This window comes from Xenorhabdus sp. IM139775 (assembly GCF_028598745.1).
Lineage (GTDB): Bacteria > Pseudomonadota > Gammaproteobacteria > Enterobacterales > Enterobacteriaceae > Xenorhabdus.
In genome coordinates this window covers 1-19,977 of the sequence record NZ_JAQRFK010000046.1, presented here as the reverse complement: position 1 = coordinate 19,977, position 19,977 = coordinate 1, and the positions used below count along the sequence as shown (strand labels likewise).

Annotated in this window: 19 protein-coding genes and 1 pseudogene; 13 read left to right on the top strand and 7 right to left on the bottom strand. The window is 42.6% G+C overall.

What is annotated here, in order from left to right; translation table 11 throughout:
• The first annotated feature begins 39 nt into the window (after positions 1-39).
• The 5 genes from lolB (at position 40) to PSI17_RS10890 (ending at position 7,602) form a co-directional block, all read left to right on the top strand.
• Entirely contained in the window at positions 40-657 is a 618-nt protein-coding gene (gene lolB, locus PSI17_RS10910; RefSeq protein WP_273552021.1) for a lipoprotein insertase outer membrane protein LolB, read from the top strand.
• Complete coding sequence (ispE, locus tag PSI17_RS10905) at positions 657-1,589, top strand: 4-(cytidine 5'-diphospho)-2-C-methyl-D-erythritol kinase (RefSeq protein WP_273552020.1); 933 nt, start codon at positions 657-659, stop codon at positions 1,587-1,589. The genes lolB and ispE overlap by 1 nt, the downstream gene beginning before the upstream one ends.
• A 59-nt stretch (positions 1,590-1,648) precedes the next feature.
• Positions 1,649-2,596 (top strand): ribose-phosphate diphosphokinase, encoded by a 948-nt coding sequence (prs, locus tag PSI17_RS10900; protein ID WP_273552019.1) that lies wholly within the window; start codon positions 1,649-1,651, stop codon positions 2,594-2,596.
• Between the two features lie 785 nt (positions 2,597-3,381).
• On the top strand, positions 3,382-5,367 hold the full coding sequence (locus PSI17_RS10895; protein WP_273552018.1) for an autotransporter outer membrane beta-barrel domain-containing protein: 1,986 nt from the start codon (positions 3,382-3,384) through the stop codon (positions 5,365-5,367).
• 252 nt (positions 5,368-5,619) lie between these two features.
• Complete coding sequence (locus PSI17_RS10890) at positions 5,620-7,602, top strand: autotransporter domain-containing protein (protein ID WP_273552017.1); 1,983 nt, start codon at positions 5,620-5,622, stop codon at positions 7,600-7,602.
• Positions 7,603-7,686: 84 nt separating this feature from the next.
• Here PSI17_RS10890 and ychH read toward each other — a convergent pair whose 3' ends face one another.
• On the bottom strand, positions 7,687-7,962 hold the full coding sequence (gene ychH / locus PSI17_RS10885; RefSeq protein WP_273552016.1) for a stress-induced protein YchH: 276 nt from the start codon (positions 7,960-7,962) through the stop codon (positions 7,687-7,689).
• A gap of 356 nt (positions 7,963-8,318) precedes the next feature.
• On the opposite strand from ychH, the gene pth reads away from it, so the two are divergent.
• From pth to PSI17_RS10865, 4 genes are all read left to right on the top strand, one after another.
• Positions 8,319-8,909, top strand: a complete 591-nt coding sequence (gene pth, locus PSI17_RS10880; protein WP_273552015.1) for an aminoacyl-tRNA hydrolase — start codon at positions 8,319-8,321, stop codon at positions 8,907-8,909.
• A 114-nt stretch (positions 8,910-9,023) separates the two neighbouring features.
• Positions 9,024-10,115 (top strand): redox-regulated ATPase YchF, encoded by a 1,092-nt coding sequence (ychF, locus tag PSI17_RS10875; RefSeq protein ID WP_273552014.1) that lies wholly within the window; start codon positions 9,024-9,026, stop codon positions 10,113-10,115.
• A 94-nt stretch (positions 10,116-10,209) separates the two neighbouring features.
• On the top strand, positions 10,210-10,818 hold the full coding sequence (locus tag PSI17_RS10870) for an NAD(P)H-dependent oxidoreductase (protein ID WP_273552013.1): 609 nt from the start codon (positions 10,210-10,212) through the stop codon (positions 10,816-10,818).
• A gap of 525 nt (positions 10,819-11,343) precedes the next feature.
• The gene (locus tag PSI17_RS10865) at positions 11,344-11,526 is read left to right on the top strand and encodes a hypothetical protein (protein ID WP_273552012.1); all 183 of its coding nucleotides are present in this window, start codon (positions 11,344-11,346) and stop codon (positions 11,524-11,526) included.
• A 742-nt stretch (positions 11,527-12,268) separates the two neighbouring features.
• Here the strand turns inward: PSI17_RS10865 and PSI17_RS10860 are convergent.
• Complete coding sequence (locus PSI17_RS10860; protein ID WP_273552011.1) at positions 12,269-13,096, bottom strand: alpha/beta fold hydrolase; 828 nt, start codon at positions 13,094-13,096, stop codon at positions 12,269-12,271.
• 407 nt (positions 13,097-13,503) lie between these two features.
• On the opposite strand from PSI17_RS10860, the gene PSI17_RS10855 reads away from it, so the two are divergent.
• The 4 genes from PSI17_RS10855 (at position 13,504) to PSI17_RS10840 (ending at position 16,703) form a co-directional block, all read left to right on the top strand.
• Complete coding sequence (locus tag PSI17_RS10855) at positions 13,504-14,538, top strand: TAXI family TRAP transporter solute-binding subunit (protein WP_337927210.1); 1,035 nt, start codon at positions 13,504-13,506, stop codon at positions 14,536-14,538.
• Between the two features lie 61 nt (positions 14,539-14,599).
• Complete coding sequence (locus PSI17_RS10850; protein WP_273552009.1) at positions 14,600-15,073, top strand: hypothetical protein; 474 nt, start codon at positions 14,600-14,602, stop codon at positions 15,071-15,073.
• A gap of 329 nt (positions 15,074-15,402) precedes the next feature.
• A complete protein-coding gene (locus PSI17_RS10845; RefSeq protein WP_273552008.1) occupies positions 15,403-15,561 on the top strand; it encodes a hypothetical protein in 159 nt (52 codons plus the stop codon).
• A gap of 278 nt (positions 15,562-15,839) precedes the next feature.
• Positions 15,840-16,703, top strand: a complete 864-nt coding sequence (locus tag PSI17_RS10840; protein WP_273552007.1) for a tail fiber protein — start codon at positions 15,840-15,842, stop codon at positions 16,701-16,703.
• Between the two features lie 730 nt (positions 16,704-17,433).
• On the opposite strand, the gene PSI17_RS10835 is transcribed toward PSI17_RS10840, so the two are convergent.
• The 5 genes and pseudogenes from PSI17_RS10835 to PSI17_RS10815 all read right to left on the bottom strand — a co-directional run.
• Complete coding sequence (locus PSI17_RS10835; protein WP_273552006.1) at positions 17,434-18,138, bottom strand: C40 family peptidase; 705 nt, start codon at positions 18,136-18,138, stop codon at positions 17,434-17,436.
• 57 nt (positions 18,139-18,195) lie between these two features.
• Positions 18,196-18,489: a type II toxin-antitoxin system RelE family toxin gene (locus PSI17_RS10830; RefSeq protein ID WP_273552005.1), complete on the bottom strand. Its 294-nt coding sequence runs from the start codon at positions 18,487-18,489 to the stop codon at positions 18,196-18,198.
• A complete protein-coding gene (locus PSI17_RS10825) occupies positions 18,479-18,733 on the bottom strand; it encodes a type II toxin-antitoxin system RelB/DinJ family antitoxin (RefSeq protein WP_273552004.1) in 255 nt (84 codons plus the stop codon). The genes PSI17_RS10830 and PSI17_RS10825 overlap by 11 nt, the downstream gene beginning before the upstream one ends.
• Positions 18,734-18,915: 182 nt before the next feature.
• Positions 18,916-19,260: a hypothetical protein gene (locus tag PSI17_RS10820; protein WP_273552003.1), complete on the bottom strand. Its 345-nt coding sequence runs from the start codon at positions 19,258-19,260 to the stop codon at positions 18,916-18,918.
• Positions 19,261-19,273: 13 nt separating this feature from the next.
• A pseudogene (locus PSI17_RS10815) lies at positions 19,274-19,671 on the bottom strand (tape measure protein); the annotation flags it as partial.
• Between the last annotated feature and the right edge of the window lie 306 nt (positions 19,672-19,977).

Here is a 19,977-nt window from a genome sequence, read left to right as displayed (position 1 = left end):
ACGCTTTACGTTGTTATATCGACCACCAAGGGTTATCGTATGAAAATGTTTTCGTTTTTTCGCTTACTTCCCCTCTCTGGTGTTTTGCTGACTGCCTGTACAGTCACACAACCCCCGACCGGCACGGGATCAGCAGATACGCCGCAATGGCACGCCCGTGAACAGCAACTGACAAAGCTGGGGCATTACCAAACCCGTGGTTCTTTCGCTTATCTGGCAAATGAAAAAAAAGTGTATGCCCGATTTTTCTGGCAACAATACTCACCTGATAATTATAAATTACTGCTGCTCAATCCACTGGGTACAACAGAATTGGAATTATTCGTTGAACCGAATGGGATTCAGGTTACTGACAATAACGGTAAAAAATATCTCAGTAATGAACCTGAATCCTTAATTTACCAGTTAACCAATATGCATATTCCGCTGGAGAATCTCAAAAGCTGGATAATTGGCCTGCCGGGTAGTGCCAAAGATTTCCGGTTGGATGCCAATTACCTGCTGAGATCCGTGAGTGACAAAAAGAAGGGGGAAATCTGGCAAGTCAATTACCAAGGATACGATACATCAATGACACCAGCCTTACCCACGCGATTGGAGTTGACGCAAGGAAAAAACCGCATCAAATTAAAGATGGATAATTGGACGATTCAATAATGACTTTAACCTGGCCTTCTCCGGCAAAATTGAATTTATTTTTGTATATCACAGGACGGCGATCCGATGGTTACCACGAACTGCAAACGCTGTTCCAATTTTTGAATTATGGTGATGAAATTACCATTTCCCCGCGTCAGGATAATCAAATCCGCTTGCTGACGCCGGTTGCCGGTGTCGCCCATGATGATAACCTGATCGTGCGAGCCGCCCGATTATTACAGGGCCACTTATTACAAAAACGCACGTTACAAAAACGCACGTTACAACATCATCCTGCACCAGCTCCCAAGAGCCGAGAATGCGCAACCAGCTATTTGGGCGCCGACATTCACATTGATAAATGCCTGCCGATGGGCGGCGGTTTGGGCGGCGGTTCTTCCAATGCGGCAACCGTACTCATTGCCCTGAACCACCATTGGCAAGCCCATCTGTCTGATGATGAATTGGCACAACTTGCCGTAGGCCTTGGTGCCGATGTTCCGGTCTTTGTCAAAGGCCATGCTGCATTTGCCGAAGGCATTGGGGAAAAACTCCAGCCCGCATCACCGGAAGAAAAATGGTTTTTAGTCGCCCACCCCGGAATTGAAATAGCAACGCCGACGATCTTCACAGATCCTGAATTAAAAAGAAATTCTCCGATTCGTGCTCTAGGCGCATTATTACAGGCACCATTTGCAAATGATTGTGAACCAATCGCAAGAAAACGTTTTCGTGAGGTTGAACAGCTTCTTTTATGGCTGCTAGAATACGCACCGTCACGCCTGACCGGAACCGGTGCGTGTGTTTTCGGCGAGTTCGAATCAGAAGCATCGGCCCGTAAGGTGTTAAATCAAGCCCCAGAGTGGATGCAGGGCTTTGTTGCGCGTGGTGTTAACATTTCTCCATTGCATACATTCCGCTCTGGGATACCCGTGTTATTGCACCAATGAACACTATTTGTTCGATTGGTCAACAATATCTCTCTGGACACAAGCCTGAGGTTTATCCCGTGCCCGATATGAAGCTTTTTGCTGGTAATGCTACACCTGAACTAGCACAACGTGTTGCCAACCGCCTGTACACTAGCCTGGGAGACGCTGCCGTCGGTCGTTTTAGCGATGGTGAAGTCAGTGTTCAAATCAATGAAAATGTACGTGGCGGTGATGTTTTCATCATCCAGTCCACCTGCGCACCCACCAACGACAACCTGATGGAATTAGTCGTTATGGTTGATGCCCTGCGTCGTGCTTCTGCTGGCCGTATTACCGCTGTTATTCCTTACTTCGGTTATGCTCGTCAGGATCGTCGTGTCCGTTCAGCCCGTGTGCCTATCACCGCCAAAGTCGTCGCGGACTTTTTGTCCAGCGTGGGTGTAGACCGTGTTCTCACGGTAGACCTGCACGCTGAACAGATCCAAGGCTTCTTTGATGTTCCGGTTGATAATGTCTTCGGCAGCCCAATCCTGCTGGAAGATATGCTCCAGCAAGATTTGGAAAACCCCATTGTTGTCTCCCCGGACATCGGTGGTGTTGTTCGCGCCCGAGCCATTGCCAAACTGCTGAACGATACCGATATGGCTATCATTGATAAACGTCGCCCACGTGCAAACGTTTCTCAAGTCATGCATATCATTGGTGATGTTGCTGGCCGTGATTGCGTTCTGGTTGATGATATGATCGACACCGGTGGCACACTGTGCAAAGCAGCCGAAGCATTGAAAGAGCGTGGGGCGAAGCGCGTGTTTGCTTATGCCACCCACCCTATTTTCTCCGGCAATGCAGTGGAAAACATCAAGAACTCAGTGATCGACGAATTTGTGGTCTGTGACACAATTCCTCTGTCCGATGAGATCAAGGCGTTGAACAAGGTTCGTACTTTAACACTGTCTGGCATGTTGGCTGAAGCTATTCGCCGTATCAGCAATGAAGAGTCAATCTCTGCGATGTTTGAGCACTAACGTTTAAGCACTAATGTTTAAGCACTGACGTTGGCGTCTTAGAACAAATATTAAGCGCAAACTTATTCAAGTGATTAAATAAATCATTGCCTGAAAAACCCCGTTGCTGCCTGTGCAGTGACGGGATTTTCTGTTTGTTTAACGGGCAAAGTTAATGATTCCATTTCGAACCAATCACTAACCGGAATATTAACCACTGTAAAATAATTAGTTATATCAATAGATTAAGTTAATTGATGTCAATTTTTTCCACGTCATCGATTTGCTTAATTTATAAACAAACAAAAAGGCTTATTCCGCAAAGATGCCCCCTTCATCTGGTACGTCCAGTTGTCTAATCCTCTGACAATACTGGTGTCATTGAAAAGTTGCTGCTAACCTGTCACGCAATCAATGACGGTAGGATATTATTTCATTACGTCATAATGCAGTATCGGCAAGTAAGTATTATTTCCAATCCAGAAAAATAAATTTTACTCATAAATAAACTATGAACATCTCAATTTGAGGTGATGGCATCTTTTGGCCTAAATCCTGCCGAGACAGCTTGTTATCAGGTTATTGCTGGAGGGATTTTTAAAAGATCAACGTACTAACATCACATTATATATAAAAATTTCAAATCAATGTGGCCGATTACTAACGGGTAACCATACTTAATCGCAGGCGGTCGTTATCAATAAGTTAACTGCCTGATGCAAATTTGCTTCAAACATTCAATGCGTCAGCCCAAAAGCAATGGGCTGATCGCAATAACAAAAACGACTTTTTTAAGGAGAGTGCCAATGAAAAAGGCATTTTTATTTACACCTGCACTGTTAGCGCTTTCAATCAATGCGATTTCGAATGCTTATGCCTATGACAGAGTTTATGTTTTTGGTGATAGCTTGAGCGATGGCGGGAATGTAGGGCGTTTCACCACGGATGGCGCGACAAGCCAGTTATATGATGAGTATTTTGCTGAATACATTAAGGTTCCCAAACCGACCGCATCCAAAGATGGCGGAACCAATTATGCCCAAGGTGGTGCCACTGCGCTTAGAATGGCACGCCAAGATCCGAAATTGGATGCTTTTAATCCCAATACCCAAAAACAAGTTGATGATTATCTCAGCCTGCATAATAACCGGGCAGATTCCAATGGCATATACATTCATTGGGTTGGCGGTAATGATCTTGCCGAAGCCTTAATTGCAGGCCAGAAAGATCCTCTTGAGGCGCTTAGAATTGTCAAAACCAGTGCTGCCGCTGCTTCTAGCCAAATCAATAGCCTTATCGCTGCGGGTGCAGGGTTAGTGGTTGTGCAGACGGTTCCTGATGTGGGTACTACGCCTAAGTTATTCGAGAGCTTAATAAAAACAGGTCTGGAAGGTAAAGGGGTTTCCGAAGATCGGATTAATTTTATTCTGCAAGAAGTTCATACAGAAATTAATAAACATGTGATTCCCAATGATGCGGCACGTGATTTGGCGCTAAAAAAAGTATTTCATACATTAGCGGAAAAAGGTGAAAAATTAATTCCAGGAGCTTCCGCTACAGCAATTGAAAAAGAACTTACAGAGGGCTATAAAAAAGCCAGAGAAAGTGCGACAAAGCTGACAAATTTCTATAACGAGGAAATAGACAAACAAATCAGCCAAGGAAACGGCAATATCTTACGTGCCGATATCAATGGCTTGCTGAATGAAGTCATCGCTAACCCGCTGATTTATGGCTTTCAGAATACATTAGGCTATTCCTGCCCATATGGCGAGAGTGCCGCTAAATGTTCCTCCGATGATCCCGATTTTGTCAAAAAGTTTTTATTTTCTGACAATTTCCACCCAAATCCATTAGCGCATAAAATTGAAGCCCAATACATAGCCTCTATCTTTATTGCACCAACACAGGTCATGGCACTGGCTCAAGCCAACCGTGCCCCGGTTAAAAGTGCCCTCTCTTCCCTTGACGGCCATCTGCAACAACTGCGCAATGGTGGCAATGAACAGGGCAAAACAGGTGTCTTTGGCGGCTATAGCGGCAGCCAGAACAAAACCTTTACGCTGGGCGGCGATTATCAGCTTATCGATAACCTGCTGTTAGGTGCCATGTACTCAAACTATAAAGACGAACGGACTCCCGCAGCTAACTTCACCTATGAAGGACGTGGTCATGTTCTGGCCGCTTATAGCTTGTGGAACTACTACAACCACGGCTGGCTGAGTGGCGATGTCCACTATTCACGCACCAATTATGACAGCCTGACCCGTAGCATCCAGCTTGGGGAAGCAACGCGCAGGGAAACCGGTGCCACCACAGGGAAACAGTGGGGAGCACGGATTACCGCCGGTTGGGATATCCCGGTGAACCGCTATCTGACCACCAGCCCAATCGTCCAGTACGCTTGGGATAAAGGTGAAATCGATGGCTACCGTGAATCCGGCAACAGCAGCTCTTCCATGAATTTTGCTGATCAGGATTACACGTCTAAAGTCGGGACACTGGGTTGGCGAGTCGATACTACACTGGGGCGTGTTAACCCTTATGCCGCTGTTCAGTTCAATCACCAATTTGGTGATACCCGCTATAAACTGAGCGGTGCCATTAACTCCACCACAATTTCTTTTACGCAGGAAAGTAGTAAACAGAGCACAAATTGGCGTCAATATACTCTCGGCGTGAACGCAAATCTCATCAATAACGTCCGTGGTTTTGCTGCCGTAACCCGCAATGACGGCAATACCCAAGATCCTACCTACAATTTCAGTGTGGGCATCAACGCCAGTTTCTAATTCAGCACGCAGGAACGCAAGGCAGTCAATAGGGTTGCCTTGCGTTTTGTTTGATTTTTATTCAAAAATGTTGCGCAAAAGCTAATACTTCATTTAGTTTTCGTATAGGCAAATAGAAGTAGTATCGAACTGAAATGATCAAAAAATCAGCCGTCAACCGATGAGAAATGAGCAGAAATGAGCTAATGTTCCTTTTAAATCAAGATATTGGGCTGGTATTAACATCATGCGCTGTCTTTTCAGGAGAACGATATGAAAAAAGCCCTTTTTTTAGTATCCGCCACGACTGCACTGTTCGTTAACCTCATGACAAATTCGTATGCCTATGACAATGTATATGTTTTTGGAGATAGTTTGAGTGATATTGGAAATACTTATTTCGGAAGATTCACAACAGATGGAGAAGATTCTGAACTTTACGATGAATATATCACTCGTCACCTCACTGATAAGAAATTAAAACCCTCCCTAAATGGCGGAACCAATTATGCGTACGCCGGCGCAACAGCGAATGGTTCATATGATTATTCGGTAATACATTCAACGCGAAGGCAGCTCGATGATTATTTACATGCACACTCTGGGCGGGCTGATCCCAATGGTGTATACATACATTGGGTGGGCGGCAATGATGTAAAGGACGCTATTCTGAAATATCTCAAGAAGGATGATAAGGACGAGGCACAACAGGATATCAATGATAGTTCCGCCTCCGCAGCATCGCAGATCAATCAACTTGCTAAAGCTGGCGCGGGTTTGATTATTGCACCAACTGTTCCCGATCTTGGTAAAACCCCCAGAATTATGGAAGAGGTGCTTAAAGGTGCTCTAGAAAAAAGCGGGATACCCGAAGAAGATATCGAGGAAATTCTGAAACAAGTTCATAAAATCATCGACAAGTACCCGACACCCAATGCAGAAACCAGAGATAAAATTCTTCAGGAAGTTTTTGAAAAAATAGCTGAAAATGCTTTTCCTGAAGACCCAGATAAAGCCAAAGAAATTTATCGCCAATTATTTGATGCTTATAATAATGTCAGCAAACTGGCCTCTGATTTTTCCAACGAATATAACCAGAAAGTAGACAATCTGCTCGGTAACGGTAATATCCTGCGTGCTGATGTCAATAAGCTCTTACAAGAAGTCATCGAGAATCCAATTCCTTATGGTCTTTCTAATACTCTGGGTTATGCCTGCCCATATGCGATACGTGCTGGGGCGTGTTATTCTTCCGATCCTCACTTTGATAACAGCCAACCCTATTTGTTTTCCGATAATCTCCACCCGACACCTGATACACACAAAGTCATCGGCCAATATGTTATGTCGATCTATACCGCTCCTTTACAGGTGCTGGCATTGAATTCTATCAACCGCATTCCCGTGACAACGACACTTAGCTTACTGGACAGTCATCTGCAACAGTTGCGCAATAATGGCAATGCCCAAAATAAGGTTGGCGTATTCGGCGGTTATACCGGCAATAACAATAGTACCCTTACGTTAGGGAGTGATTATCAATTGACGGATAATTGGCTATTGGGGGCAACAATTTCACATTACAAAACTAAACAAAATGCAACGCCTAATTTCAATTATGCCGCGACGGGTCATGTTATAACCGCTTACACACTATGGAACTACTATGACGATGGATGGTTAAGTGGCGATGTTCATTATGCACGCAACAATTACGACAATCTGTCACGTTCCATTCAGCTTGGAGAAGCGACGCGCAGGGAATCAGGTTCAACGATGGGCAGACAATGGGGTTGGCGTATTACGGCAGGCTGGGATATTCCCATCACGCGTTACCTGACCACCAGCCCGATCATCCAGTATGTTTGGGACAACGGAAGTGTTGATGGTTACCGTGAAACGGGTGACAACAGTACCGCCATGCATTTTAGCAATCAAAACTACCATTCCAGAATAGGTTCGGTGGGCTGGCGCATCGATACAAAATTGGGCTACCTCAATCCCTATGCCTCTATCCTGCTCAATCACCAATTCGATGATGAACACTATACTCTTCGCAGCGCAATCAATAGAACCAAAACAAGTTTCGTACTACCGGGAGAAAAACAGGATAGAGATCGCATTCAATACACCGTCGGCGTCAATGCTATTCTGGCCGATAACTTTCACGCATTTGCCGCTGTATCACATGAAAAGCACGATAATGAACCGAATAATGACTACCATTTCAACCTCGGTATCAATGTCAGTTTTTGATATGCGGAATATTTAACCGATAAAGATAAGGCGGGAACCATTACCGCCTTATCTTAATTCACCGGATGCTGACATTAAAAATCTTCACGGATGTCGATGTTTTTTACGCCGGCAACGTTCATCGTAATTTTTCAGCCACCAATATTTATCAGTCACCTGTTCCCGACCGCCAATACTGGCCCCGACCAACCAAATAAATGCGCCAATAAATAACCCCATTAATGAGAGGTCTGTCAAAAATTCAGAGAGATTAAAATGGAAGATATGACTCAGCAATACATAAGCCAGACTCACCAGCATTGCCGCCATTCCCGCCCCCATGAGAATATTGCCAAAAACAAACGCCTTTTTACATCTCATAACCAACCTCCAATACTTTTGGTGAACGCCAATTTGCAAATACAACGAACGCAAAAGCACGAAAGTAGATATCTTCTTTGTAATGAATTATAGCCTTATTATATAAAAGGTTATTGCGGCAGCGATCACAAGTTGTACAAATTTAAGCCTGATTTTTTACATTACAGCAAAATAATATTTGTTAAAAAGAGAGCTTACCGAAAAAACATCAAAACGATTCAGTTTAACGCGTCGGGTAACACAACGGATTGCCAGACATCATTGCCAGACAAAGACATAATGAATTTTGTACTCAAGCCTTGAGATAGGTAAACTAATCTCCTTTTTGTTTTATTGCCAATAAGCGAACCAAAACTGTGAGTAACATAAAATTAATCGTTGGCCTGGCAAACCCTGGGGCTGAATATGCACAGACCAGACATAATGCCGGAGCATGGTTTGTCGATTTGTTAGCACAACGCCATAACCAGCCCCTGAAAGAAGAGAGTAAATTTTGGGGGCTTACCGCCCGCATTAACATTAGCGGGCAGGATATTCGTTTACTGGTGCCAACCACTTTCATGAACCTCAGCGGTAAAGCCGTCCTTGCCCTTGCGGGGTTTTATCGCATTCAGCCGGATGAAATCCTGGTTGCGCATGACGAGCTGGATCTACCGCCGGGTGTGGCAAAAATGAAGCTGGGTGGCGGCAATGGTGGTCATAATGGCCTGAAAGATATCCAGAATAAACTCGGTAATAACCCTAACTTTCATCGTCTGCGTATCGGCATTGGTCATCCGGGCGATAAAAACAAAGTCGTGGGTTTCGTCCTTGGCAAGCCCTCGGCCTGTGAACAACAACTGATTGACGACGCCATCGATGAAGCATTGCGCTGTACCGACATCCTGACTAAAGATGGCATGAATAAGGCAATTAACCGCCTGCATGCGTTTAAAGCCAGCGCCTGACAGGGAGTGCATGGCGCAGCGGGCTATTTTGCGTGTATAATAGCGCCAATTTTGTATAACTCACCGACAAGCGCATTGCTCGTTGGTTTATAAGTGATTTAAGGTGATAAATATATGGGATTCAAATGCGGTATCGTTGGCCTGCCTAACGTTGGGAAATCTACATTATTCAATGCGCTGACCAAAGCAGGTATCGAAGCAGCAAACTTCCCGTTCTGCACTATCGAACCAAACACAGGTGTTGTGCCGATGCCAGATCCCCGTCTCGATCAGTTGGCTGAGATTGTTAAACCACAACGTATCCTGCCAACCACAATGGAATTCGTGGATATTGCCGGTCTGGTAAAAGGCGCTTCAAAAGGTGAAGGTTTGGGTAACCAGTTCCTGACTAACATTCGTGAAACCGAAGCCATCGGCCATGTCGTGCGCTGCTTTGAAAACGACAACATTATCCACGTTTCTGGTCAAGTTGATCCTGCGGCGGATATTGACATTATCAATACTGAACTGGCGCTGTCGGATTTGGATACCTGCGAGCGCGCTATCCACCGGATACAGAAAAAAGCCAAAGGTGGCGATAAAGACGCTAAAGCAGAGTTGGAAGCCTTGGAAAAGTGCCTTCCTCACCTTGAACAAGCCGGCATGTTACGCGCTTTGGATTTGAATGCAGAAGAAAAAGCCGTCATTCGCTATCTGAGCTTTCTGACCCTGAAACCGACCATGTATATTGCCAACGTCAATGAAGATGGTTTCGACAATAACCCACACCTTGATATCGTCCGCGCCATTGCTGAAAAAGAAGGTTCTGTCGTTGTTCCGGTTTGTGCTGCGATTGAAGCGGATATTGCCGAGCTGGAAGATGCCGACCGCGAAGAATTCATGGCGGAATTGGGCCTTGAAGAACCGGGTTTGAACCGTGTCATTCGTGCTGGCTATCAATTGCTGGATCTGCAAACTTACTTTACTGCGGGCGTGAAAGAAGTGCGTGCCTGGACAATCCCAGTCGGTGCAACCGCCCCACAAGCTGCGGGTAAGATCCATACCGATTTTGAAAAAGGCTTTATCCGTGCCCAAACTATTGCATTTGGAGATTTCATCACTTACAAAGGCGAGCAAGGAGCGAAAGAAGCCGGCAAAATGCGCGCAGAAGGGAAAGAGTATATCGTTAAAGATGGCGATGTAATGAATTTCTTGTTTAACGTCTAATCGTTTCTCTTGTCTCTACGTATTTCAATAAAATCCACGCCATGGCGTGGATTTTTCTTATCATCATGATTTTTAATCGATAAGGAAATAAAAAATGGGCGTATTACATCACCAAACCGATAGCGCAGAAATCGAAATCCAGTTACAACAATTGGCTGACAAAGTCACTGCCTTAACATGCCCCAATACCCATGCGGTCAAAACAGCCATTCCTCAACTGACGTTCTGTCATCTGGAACAGCCCACCGATCCCATTGGCTGGTTGTATGAACCGAGCATGGAAGTGGATAAATTTTTTTGGGCGGATAGCATTATTTACCAAATGCCGGGTTGGTGGATGGAAGCCCCGTGGGTCCTGAAGAAATATGTCGATGAAGTTTTCAGTGCTGGCCGTAGCACCCTGTTTAAGGATGATGGCCGAACCCGTCACGATCCTGCCAGAAAATATGGTTCAGGTGGCCTGATACAAAACAAAACTTATCTGTTTTCGGTCACCTGGAATGCACCTCTGGAATCATTTGAAGATCCCAATCAATTTTTTGAAGGAAAAGGCATTGACAGTGTTTACTATCCTTTCCATAAGGCAAACCAATTTTTAGGCATGTCTCCACTACCTACATTTGCTTGTTATGATGTGATAAAAAATCCCCAAATTTCTCAATACATTAAACAATTAAAAAGACATTTATCAACATTTTTCTAATTAAAGATCATATATACTCGTCGTACTTCAAGAGGCACTTATTATCTCCACGCGCCGCGGGGGAGATAATAAGCTGCTTTCGTCTTACGGGCGGCAACTTGAAGTTTACAGAGTATATATCCACTTGTATATCAGGTGGATTTTTGAGTCTCCCTAAAATCAATTCAATATAACATCAATACAATCAACACAATCAACACAAAGAAATAACACCATTAATTATCACACAAAAAATAAAATATTCATTAATGTATCCAACAAATTAATCTCACTAAAAATATGTTTACATTATATTTGTTTTATTTTTCTTTCCCATAACATAATGAAAAAACGCACCATTAGTATTTTTTATCAAAAAAATGAAAACGATATGTAAACAAAATGAAATAATCAATAGCCAAAAACCCAGAACACTTGTAAAAATGAGTGTGTTAACATAAGCAATCACGTTGATGTTGACACGATATACATTGTTAATCTTGATGTTTAATTGATGTTAATCTCTAACTTTATGAGGCACGAATCATGAACAGAAAATTAGCTGCTTGTATACTTGCATTCGTCTTGGGAACAACTGTTACTGTTAACGCAAATGCGGTAATTGCTGAGGCTTTTGATAATCCTATTAAATCTATTTTAGTAAAATTATGTTATAACATACCTTTTGATAATATTTTGCTAAAATTGGCTAGAACCGTTTGCTTATAATTCAGTGTTACTATTTTACTGACAAAAAAACAAGGGTATTCTTGTCAGAAAATGAATATCCTTGCTATTATTTAATTCAAATTCAGGCTCTTCCCAAAACGGGGCTTAACCAACACCCGCAAATTAAGCATTTTCCCATAAGATAATGAAAAAAATCATTGTCATTTTATAAACAGGATGTAAATACAATGAAGGAATCAATAGCTAAAAACCCAGAGAATTTGCAAAAATGAGCATGTTGACATAAGCAATCACGTTGATGTTAACACTATTCACATTGTTAATCTTGATGTTTTATTGATGTTAATCTCTAATTTTATGAGGTACAAACCATGAACAGAAAATTAGCTGCTTGTATACTGTCATTAATGGTAGGGACAATTGTTACTGCTAACGCAAACGCATTAGCTTGTAGTGTATTTAATGATACTATAAAATCCCACTGCGAAAATCTCTGTAAAAATGTATCCAGCCAAGTTTTAAGGGAACTTTGCCTATAGATTAATAATAAATAAAAAAAGGATATTCAATAAACAAAAAGAATACCCTTGCCATTATTTAATTGAATTCTAATTCAAGTTATTATTTTACAGTGGGAAGCTTTAACCTAAAAATAATGGTTAAACTAAGTTTTGAATATAATAGCAGGGAGTTTTTTAAACTAACTTATTGAAATAAAGTATGTAATAAAAAACTTCCACTATTATTTAGCCTCACCAAAGGATTTCTCCACCCAACTTCATTAAAATTCCTTAAGAAATTCAACTAAGACTGGATTAAATAACTCAGGCGCTTCCCAGAACGGCGCATGACCAATACCTGCCAGATTAAATACTTTGCCTTGCCAAAGGTTTCGGTACTTCAGCCCAGCAATATAATCAAAATTAATATAAGGATCATGTGCCCCATTAACAATCGCTAACGGTATTTCGCTGGTTTCGGCCAATAACGTTTGATCGGTTGCCTGAGGAGAAAGAAAAGCCTCAAACATGTACTGCCGCGCCAATCCATCTGTCCTGACCACCGCTTCAACAATAAAAGGATCTTGAGGCGCATTCACGCCATAAGTATCAGAGACAAAATTCTTGACGTCTTCCTCAGTAAACTCTGCTTTGCCGGCAAGCCCCAAGCCGGGACGAAAACCAAGGGCCACGTTATCTGCACCGACGGATACCGGCGGAGTACCACAAATCATTAAGCCGATCATCTTAGGGAACAAGGCCAGCATTTCCAACCCAATATGGCCCCCCAGCGACCAACCAAAAACCACCACTCTGTTAATGCCTATTTTTTCCAGTGCTTCAATAACCGTGTGTGCATAAGCCAGCATTGAATAGGCTTGACGGGGTTCAGTGGCATTCGATGACAGCCCATGCCCGGGCAAATCTAACGCCAAAACCCGATACTTTCCTTTTAACTGATTAATTTGATGAAGAAATACTTCTTTACAACTTGAATTGCCATGAATTAACAAAACAGGCAATCCGTTTCCCCCACTATCACTGACCGAAATACCAGCATAACGGGTTTTAATATTATAGAGATTAATATTATTACGTGTGGTAGCCATTATTCTATCTCCTCAAAAATCAATAACAGATTAGTTTAAGGAAGCTATTGAATTAGCTTGCAGATTATCAATATTAAATCATCATAAAACGACAGGGATTTTTACTGAATTGGGTTTTTCTAAAGCTAATATGATATTTGTTCATAAAGGCTGATTTTTTATCCCCTGCAAGATTATACAGGGCATTTCTTTCACTTAAAATCGATCAGTGACTCCCTATTTTTCGTTTATTTTTTTACGGTATACAAAACACCTATCACAAATTTTCAACATTAAACTCTGAACCAGAGAGGTAATGTTGTATACAAGTTAATGCAAATAGTTAGCTTCCATTTATGACATCACTTACTTATGACACCACTCACGGCACAACATCATCGGGTAATCACATTATGACAATAAAGAATATGGCGTCCTCAAAAGTAAAGCTCCTGTTAACGGCGATGATCGCCATTGCTCTGATCATCATGGCCATGACAGGAAAAATGGAAAATGCCCATAAACGCTTTCTCTCCGTCGCAACCGCTTCCACAGGCGGGACTTATTACCCAATGGGCGTCGGTTTAGCTAATGTCTGGAGTAACCATCTGAAACAGGAAGATATTCAGGTTACGGGGCAATCTTCAGCCGGTTCGATTGAAAACATTGATCTACTCCAAAAGAATGAAGCCCAGCTCGCTATTCTACAAAGTTTAATCGCCGTCGAAGCCTATCAAGGCGTGCGGAATTTCAAAAACCACCCTTATCAGGATCTGCGCTCTATCTCCGTTCTTTGGCCGAATGTTGAACACTTTGTTTTATTAGACGATAAAGTGAAGGATGGAACGCTAAACGATATTGCCGGAACGCGCTTTTCCATCGGGCCACAAGCCAGTGGTACTGAACAATCTACCCTGATTATCCTGCAAGGGGTTAATCTCAGCCAACAAGATATTCGTCCGGAATATCTTGGCTATGGTGATACCGTTTCAGCCATGCGGGATGGCCGCCTTGATGGTGGTGCCTTACCTGCGGGTGTGCCGGCATCAGCCGTCACGGACATGTATGCCAGTGGCGTTCCTGCCCGCATTCTCAATGTCACCGATAAACAACTGGAAAAGATTAACGCTATCGCCAATTCATGGTTTCGCTTCGTCATTCACCCAGAGACTTACCCTCGCCAAACACAGCCCATCCAAACTATTGCTCAACCCAATATTTTGATGACAACACGCAGGATAGATGAAAAAACCATCTATAAATTAACCAAAGTGATGTTTGAAAATCAGAAGGAAGTCCACCAGATCCACAGCTCCGCAAAATATATTCTGCCCGCAAACGCATTGAAAGGTGTTTCCGTACCATTACATCTTGGTGCCTATCAATATTTTCGCGAAATTGGCCTGGATATTCCGGACTCTCTCGTCCCGCCAGAACTTAAATCTGCGGGCAATCAATCATGACTTTCGGCCTAACACCTTCATTTTCCTATCATGTTATTGGCCATAATAGTATGGAGTCACCATGAATACTGATAATAAAACGCCATCCCCGATTGATCTGGATAAAATTGAACGGGATATTGAACGGGATAAAGAAGCAGGATCAGGCAACCGCCATTTAACCGGCTTCTACCTGAAGCTCACCACGATACTTGCCATCGCCATTTCCCTTTATGCTATCTATGCCAATGCGTTATCCAATACACAGGAATTTTATCGCAATGCGACATTTCTCGCGGGCATTCTGATCTTAGGTTTTATTCTGTTTCCGATTTCTCAACGTTATTCAACCGCTAAATTCAATTTTTGGGATTACCTTTTTATTTTGCTCACCTTGAGCAGTTATGGCTATTTTTATTTGACTTACACTGATCTGCATGTTGTCCACAACAGTATGCCCAATACCACTGATTATGTGATGTCCGTGCTGGGTATTGCGGTATTATTTGAAGCAGGAATAAATTCAAAATTAATAAAAATCAATAAAAACAAATAATTAAATGAAATAATTACACCGATTATTTCATGTATGCACATACGTATGTACAAACAGAAAACGTACTCGATAAGGCATATAATAATTGATTTTATACTGATTAGATAAGAAATATTAATATCAGTTTCAAGGAAGGATAGTAATCACTATAGGGCAGATTCCTGCCCTTTTCCATATGTGCATATGCAGCCTGCTTGATTTCCAGATAGCTCTGCAAACCATTGATTTAGTCGAGGTCGTCAAATTAGACTCCCAAGTTGCTCAGTGTTTGATCGCTCCGTTTGAAACGGAGGCAGTGAGTTAAAGAGTGAGAAATCCCGCCTTTAAAGATGGTTGGAATTTCAACCATCATAAAAATTAATGAATTACCAAAAATACAGACAGGAACAACAAACACACTATTTGTGATGCTTGAACAGCTTTATGGCATTAAAAAAGATGGTCAAGATTTTGACCATCATAAAAATCAACAAGTTAAAAGAGGGTGATTCTCCTTTTTAACGTAGCATATTGATTTTTTTATTTCTGTCACTGTGCCAGAGATGAATGGAATCAGGGTTAAAAGACGAAGAGGAAGCGTCTTTGCCAAATTTTATCACCAATGGGAATGGATTTTATTGATGTCTTATCAGACATTCTGTGCCACCCTAACCCAAGAAACACTCTCCAGTTTTGTTCAATTTTTTTATTAATGCTCACTGGCGGAAAAGTGTCCCGCCTCATGTTACTTAGCAATACACATTGTTGATTAAATGAGGGAGTAAATATGAGTACACAAGATAGCAAGCCTGATACACCATGCCCCGAAGATTGTGATTTATTCATAGTGCCTAGCCGGAAGTATGTGAAAGAAATTGTCGATGCGAAAATTGCAGAGCATGCCCAAAGCCGGAATCATCCCTATGCAACACTGACCGATAGAGGGTTTGTTACTCTAAGCAACGATATTAACAGTGATGGTGAAATAACTGCGGCAACTTCTAAGGCAGTTAAAGCAGTATCTGATCTAGCAAAGACAGCAGACCAAAAGGCTGACAATGCAAACACTAATGCTAATACACGGCTGGCTAAAGACCAGAACGGAGCAGACATACCTAACAAGGCAGAGTTTATTAAAAACCTTGGACTAGAGACAATAATGGAAAGATTATCCTTGCCTGTTGGTGTACCCGTCCCTTGGCCAACGGAAAACCCACCAGAAGGCTGGCTGGTATGTAATGGTGACTCATTTGATAAAGCAAAATATCCGAAACTTGCCCTTGCCTATCCCTCTGGAAAGCTACCTGATTTGAGAGGGGAATTTATTCGCGGTTGGGATAATGGGCGTGGAGTGGACGTTGGTCGACATCTACTTTCTGATCAATTAGCAGATATTGCTCCACATAGTCACAGACTTCAGCGAATGTGGTCCAGCTCAACTGCTACAGCCGAGAATTTAGGTACAGGGAATCGCATTTTCAATAGTGTCCAGCAAAACATTAACTACGGAGCTGATCCTCGCGGATTGGGCATTGCTATAGGAATGGGATCTGGTGGTTATGGTTATATGGATAATACGATTGCTGATTCAACAGGAACAGAAACCCGTCCCCGCAACATAGCATTCAACTACATAGTAAGAGCAGCTTAATTGAGATAATAATTAAACCCGTAACTTTCTACGGGTTTATCACTCCCATTAACATAACCAATTAAAACAGTATTGAATTGAAACAATATTTTTTATTGAGTTCTGCGTGAATTCGTTATGGCTGTTACTTCACAGATTAAGAAAATTTCGATCACATATTAGGAAAAGTGATTGGTATGCTGAACAAAATCAGCGAGACGCAAGTATAGAAATCATGATTAATCTAAATAATACATAATTACTCTAGCATAAAAAAAGAAGTTAAAACTGTAATCCATTTCTTGTTTAACACAAAAAACTAAAATAAAAAGCAATCATGATATTTTATATCGAAAAAGGCAATAATACGGAATTGACAAAGAGCAACGATATCTCTATGATTCACCGCAATCGAGTCCGGCCCTCTGGTCAATTCCTGATAGTTAAGAATTGATTATGGCTGGGCCTTATTATATCTGAGGCATGGAACTTTTTATGTCAAAACAACAAATGAAGCCCAGGGCGAGAGCGTGAACGTTTTTTGAGCTTGAAATGTATGCTACGCAACCATAATTAGAATAAATATCACTCAATCTGGTCTTGTTAAAGTATGAATTAGTGCTTTATTTACACAATTCGTTCGAAAATTAGTCTTTCATGCTCTCGCCCTGTCACCCATCCCCCTTTTATTGTTTCTCCAGAATTAACTTTCTTTTTTTCGGTGATATTCTTCCATGCTAGTTATGATCGATTATTTATGCAATTTTTCATATCGCAGTATCTTCACAGTTCTATCTTTCCAATAACCCCCATACGGCACCTTTTGGCTCAACTGACCATAAAGATGGTGCAGCAATAAATTTCCATTAAGAATAATCCCGGCATGGTTGGGTACATCGGCCTGAACCTGCATCAGCACCGCGTCCCCCTCCCGTGGCTCGCTGACCTCAACAAATCCCTCTCGCTCAAAATTATCGATATAACGATTTTCGCCCCGTTCCCACCATGGATAATTAACTCGATAATCAGGCAATTCAATGCCGTATTGTTGACGGTAATAACCCATAATCAGACCGTAGCAATCGTAAATGCCAAGAACGAAGGGGCGCCCCACCAACGGCAATTCACCTCTGGGATAAATTGTCCTGAAATCCCCCTCCAGCCAACTCACGATATGCCACGGCAACTCGGTAAAGTCGCATTGCGCCTCGTCTAAATCGCTGGGTAGCGTGGTTGCATCCGGGTGACTGTGAGCAATACCGGTAATGGTTCCCCATGTTGACGCGGCCAAATAATCATGAGGATCTAACTGGAACTGTTCGGCGGGATTGGGGGCTAGATTTTTGCAGGGGAAGTATTTTTCTACCCGGCTTTTCTGGGCTATCACGCCGCAACATTCATTGGGGTATTCTGTTCTGGCGTGCTCCATGATGGCCTGAATAATGTGCTGTCGCATGTCAATATCTCCCAAAACAAAAAACCCGCCGAAGCGGGTTGTACATCTATGAATCAATTACCGGGAAACGCGTTCGCTGGCCACCTTATAGGCTTTTGAGTCTTCTCTTTTACCCACGGCAATCACCCAGATTACAATCTCTTCGTCTATCACCTGATAGACAAGGCGAAAGCCCGAAGATCGCAATTTTATTTTGAAGCAGCCCGCCAAATCACCGTGCAATCTGGCTGACTCTATATAAGGGTTATCCTGTCGCTTCCGTAGCTTCTTTTTAAACTGCTCACGGATGCTGTTATCCAGCTTTTGCCATTCCTTTAAAGCGCGCTCATCAAACTCAATGTTAAATTTCATCGAGATTTACCCGGATGCGTTTAGCGGGGTTTTTTAAACGTTCCCGCACGACATCAAGGATATCTTCATCCTCATCTTGCTCTGAGACCATCACGGATACTTCTGTGAATGGTAATTTTTCATTTTCAACTACATAACGTAGAAAAAGACGCATCGCATCGGAAGGGGATAAATTCAGCTTATCAAATGCCTGATAAGCACTTTTTTTTAGTTCTTCGTCCACTCTAATCTGGATTGTGCTCATAGTATTACCTTATGTAATTACATTTGTGTTACATTGTACATTACTTCACCTATGATGCAATGAAATTTGTGGGCATTTAAGCCATCCGTAGCTTTATTGATAGCTATGATTAATGCCTGATATCAGTCAGTACTGACTGCCAGTTTGGAGACATAATTTGTCCTGTGTTTATGGCAGAAGCTTTACAGATTTTTCTTTGGATTTAAATTATCTAAGCGATCCTGTAATGCATTAATTGTAGAATTATCATTAAGTTTCATCTGGTTAATTTGCCCCATAGTCATTTGGGTTTCCACCCATGTGTCAGCCCATACCTTAACTTTTTTATCTACTTCTCCAATGGAGAATCTCAGTTTAACGACTGGCGTAGTGGAATAGGAGTTCCCGATTGCCATTTGAGTCATTATAGATGCCATACCCTCAGTTTCTTTTGAACACAAAATTGTCGATTCAGTCGCTTCCATAACCATAAAGCCATGCTCGTTACAATATGTAGTAAGGGCATCTCTTATCAACGCCTTTGCCATGTAAAGGTTTCCATTATCGCCCCCTGATCGCTTTGTTGATGGCACCACCCTGCCGCAAGTCCCTGTCACGTTCGGTGTAATAAACCTGAGCGACGGCCTGAGCAAAACGCCGCCCGAATGCCTCGTCATCGCCTTTCGATGATGAGCTTTTGGCTTTCCCGTCCGTGATATAAACTTGGATATTGACATTGCCCTTGCCGTTACCCTCCAGCCCTTTGGGGGTAATAACCCTGACCCCTACCCTAGCGAACCGTCAGCACCGCGAGTCAATGGCATGATCGCTTCGGGTCCTGCTTCGCCCATCAGTCCCGCCCCTTTAGCAAAGGCAAACAAGGTTGGGTTGCTGACAATCTGGTTACTGTACGCGCTTAAGCTGGGGGAGCTATAGACACCGCCTTTGGCGTTCTTGGTGAGCATGGAGGCAAAGCCACTGAACATGTGCTGTGGTTCAATAATTTTGGTCACCGTCATAGAGGTGATACTCTCACTTCAACGATTCAACAGGTGACATAATGAAAAAAAGTTTTAGCCCCGAATTCAAATTAGAGTCAGCTCAGTTGGTGCTTGACCAAAACTACAGTATTGCCGAAGCCGCTAGTGGTACATCCTGTATTTGACTGCTATGTTAAATGTGCTTGAAGGCCATGGTGTTTTATGATTAATTGGCACACCGCTTAACTGACCATTCGATAGCCCTTTTTATGTGGAAAGCACCCG

Coding starts and splice junctions, on each gene's coding strand:
- PSI17_RS10865 (WP_273552012.1), top strand. CDS start 11,344: ATGAACAGAAAATTAGCTGCTTGTATACTTGCATTCGTCTTGGGAACA.
- PSI17_RS10830 (WP_273552005.1), bottom strand. CDS start 18,489: ATGAAATTTAACATTGAGTTTGATGAGCGCGCTTTAAAGGAATGGCAA.
- PSI17_RS10850 (WP_273552009.1), top strand. CDS start 14,600: ATGAATACTGATAATAAAACGCCATCCCCGATTGATCTGGATAAAATT.
- PSI17_RS10840 (WP_273552007.1), top strand. CDS start 15,840: ATGAGTACACAAGATAGCAAGCCTGATACACCATGCCCCGAAGATTGT.
- PSI17_RS10870 (WP_273552013.1), top strand. CDS start 10,210: ATGGGCGTATTACATCACCAAACCGATAGCGCAGAAATCGAAATCCAG.
- PSI17_RS10845 (WP_273552008.1), top strand. CDS start 15,403: ATGGTTGGAATTTCAACCATCATAAAAATTAATGAATTACCAAAAATA.
- PSI17_RS10835 (WP_273552006.1), bottom strand. CDS start 18,138: ATGCGACAGCACATTATTCAGGCCATCATGGAGCACGCCAGAACAGAA.
- PSI17_RS10860 (WP_273552011.1), bottom strand. CDS start 13,096: ATGGCTACCACACGTAATAATATTAATCTCTATAATATTAAAACCCGT.
- lolB (WP_273552021.1), top strand. CDS start 40: ATGAAAATGTTTTCGTTTTTTCGCTTACTTCCCCTCTCTGGTGTTTTG.
- PSI17_RS10895 (WP_273552018.1), top strand. CDS start 3,382: ATGAAAAAGGCATTTTTATTTACACCTGCACTGTTAGCGCTTTCAATC.
- PSI17_RS10855 (WP_337927210.1), top strand. CDS start 13,504: ATGGCGTCCTCAAAAGTAAAGCTCCTGTTAACGGCGATGATCGCCATT.
- PSI17_RS10890 (WP_273552017.1), top strand. CDS start 5,620: ATGAAAAAAGCCCTTTTTTTAGTATCCGCCACGACTGCACTGTTCGTT.
- ychF (WP_273552014.1), top strand. CDS start 9,024: ATGGGATTCAAATGCGGTATCGTTGGCCTGCCTAACGTTGGGAAATCT.
- ispE (WP_273552020.1), top strand. CDS start 657: ATGACTTTAACCTGGCCTTCTCCGGCAAAATTGAATTTATTTTTGTAT.
- PSI17_RS10820 (WP_273552003.1), bottom strand. CDS start 19,260: ATGGCAAAGGCGTTGATAAGAGATGCCCTTACTACATATTGTAACGAG.
- ychH (WP_273552016.1), bottom strand. CDS start 7,962: ATGAGATGTAAAAAGGCGTTTGTTTTTGGCAATATTCTCATGGGGGCG.
- PSI17_RS10825 (WP_273552004.1), bottom strand. CDS start 18,733: ATGAGCACAATCCAGATTAGAGTGGACGAAGAACTAAAAAAAAGTGCT.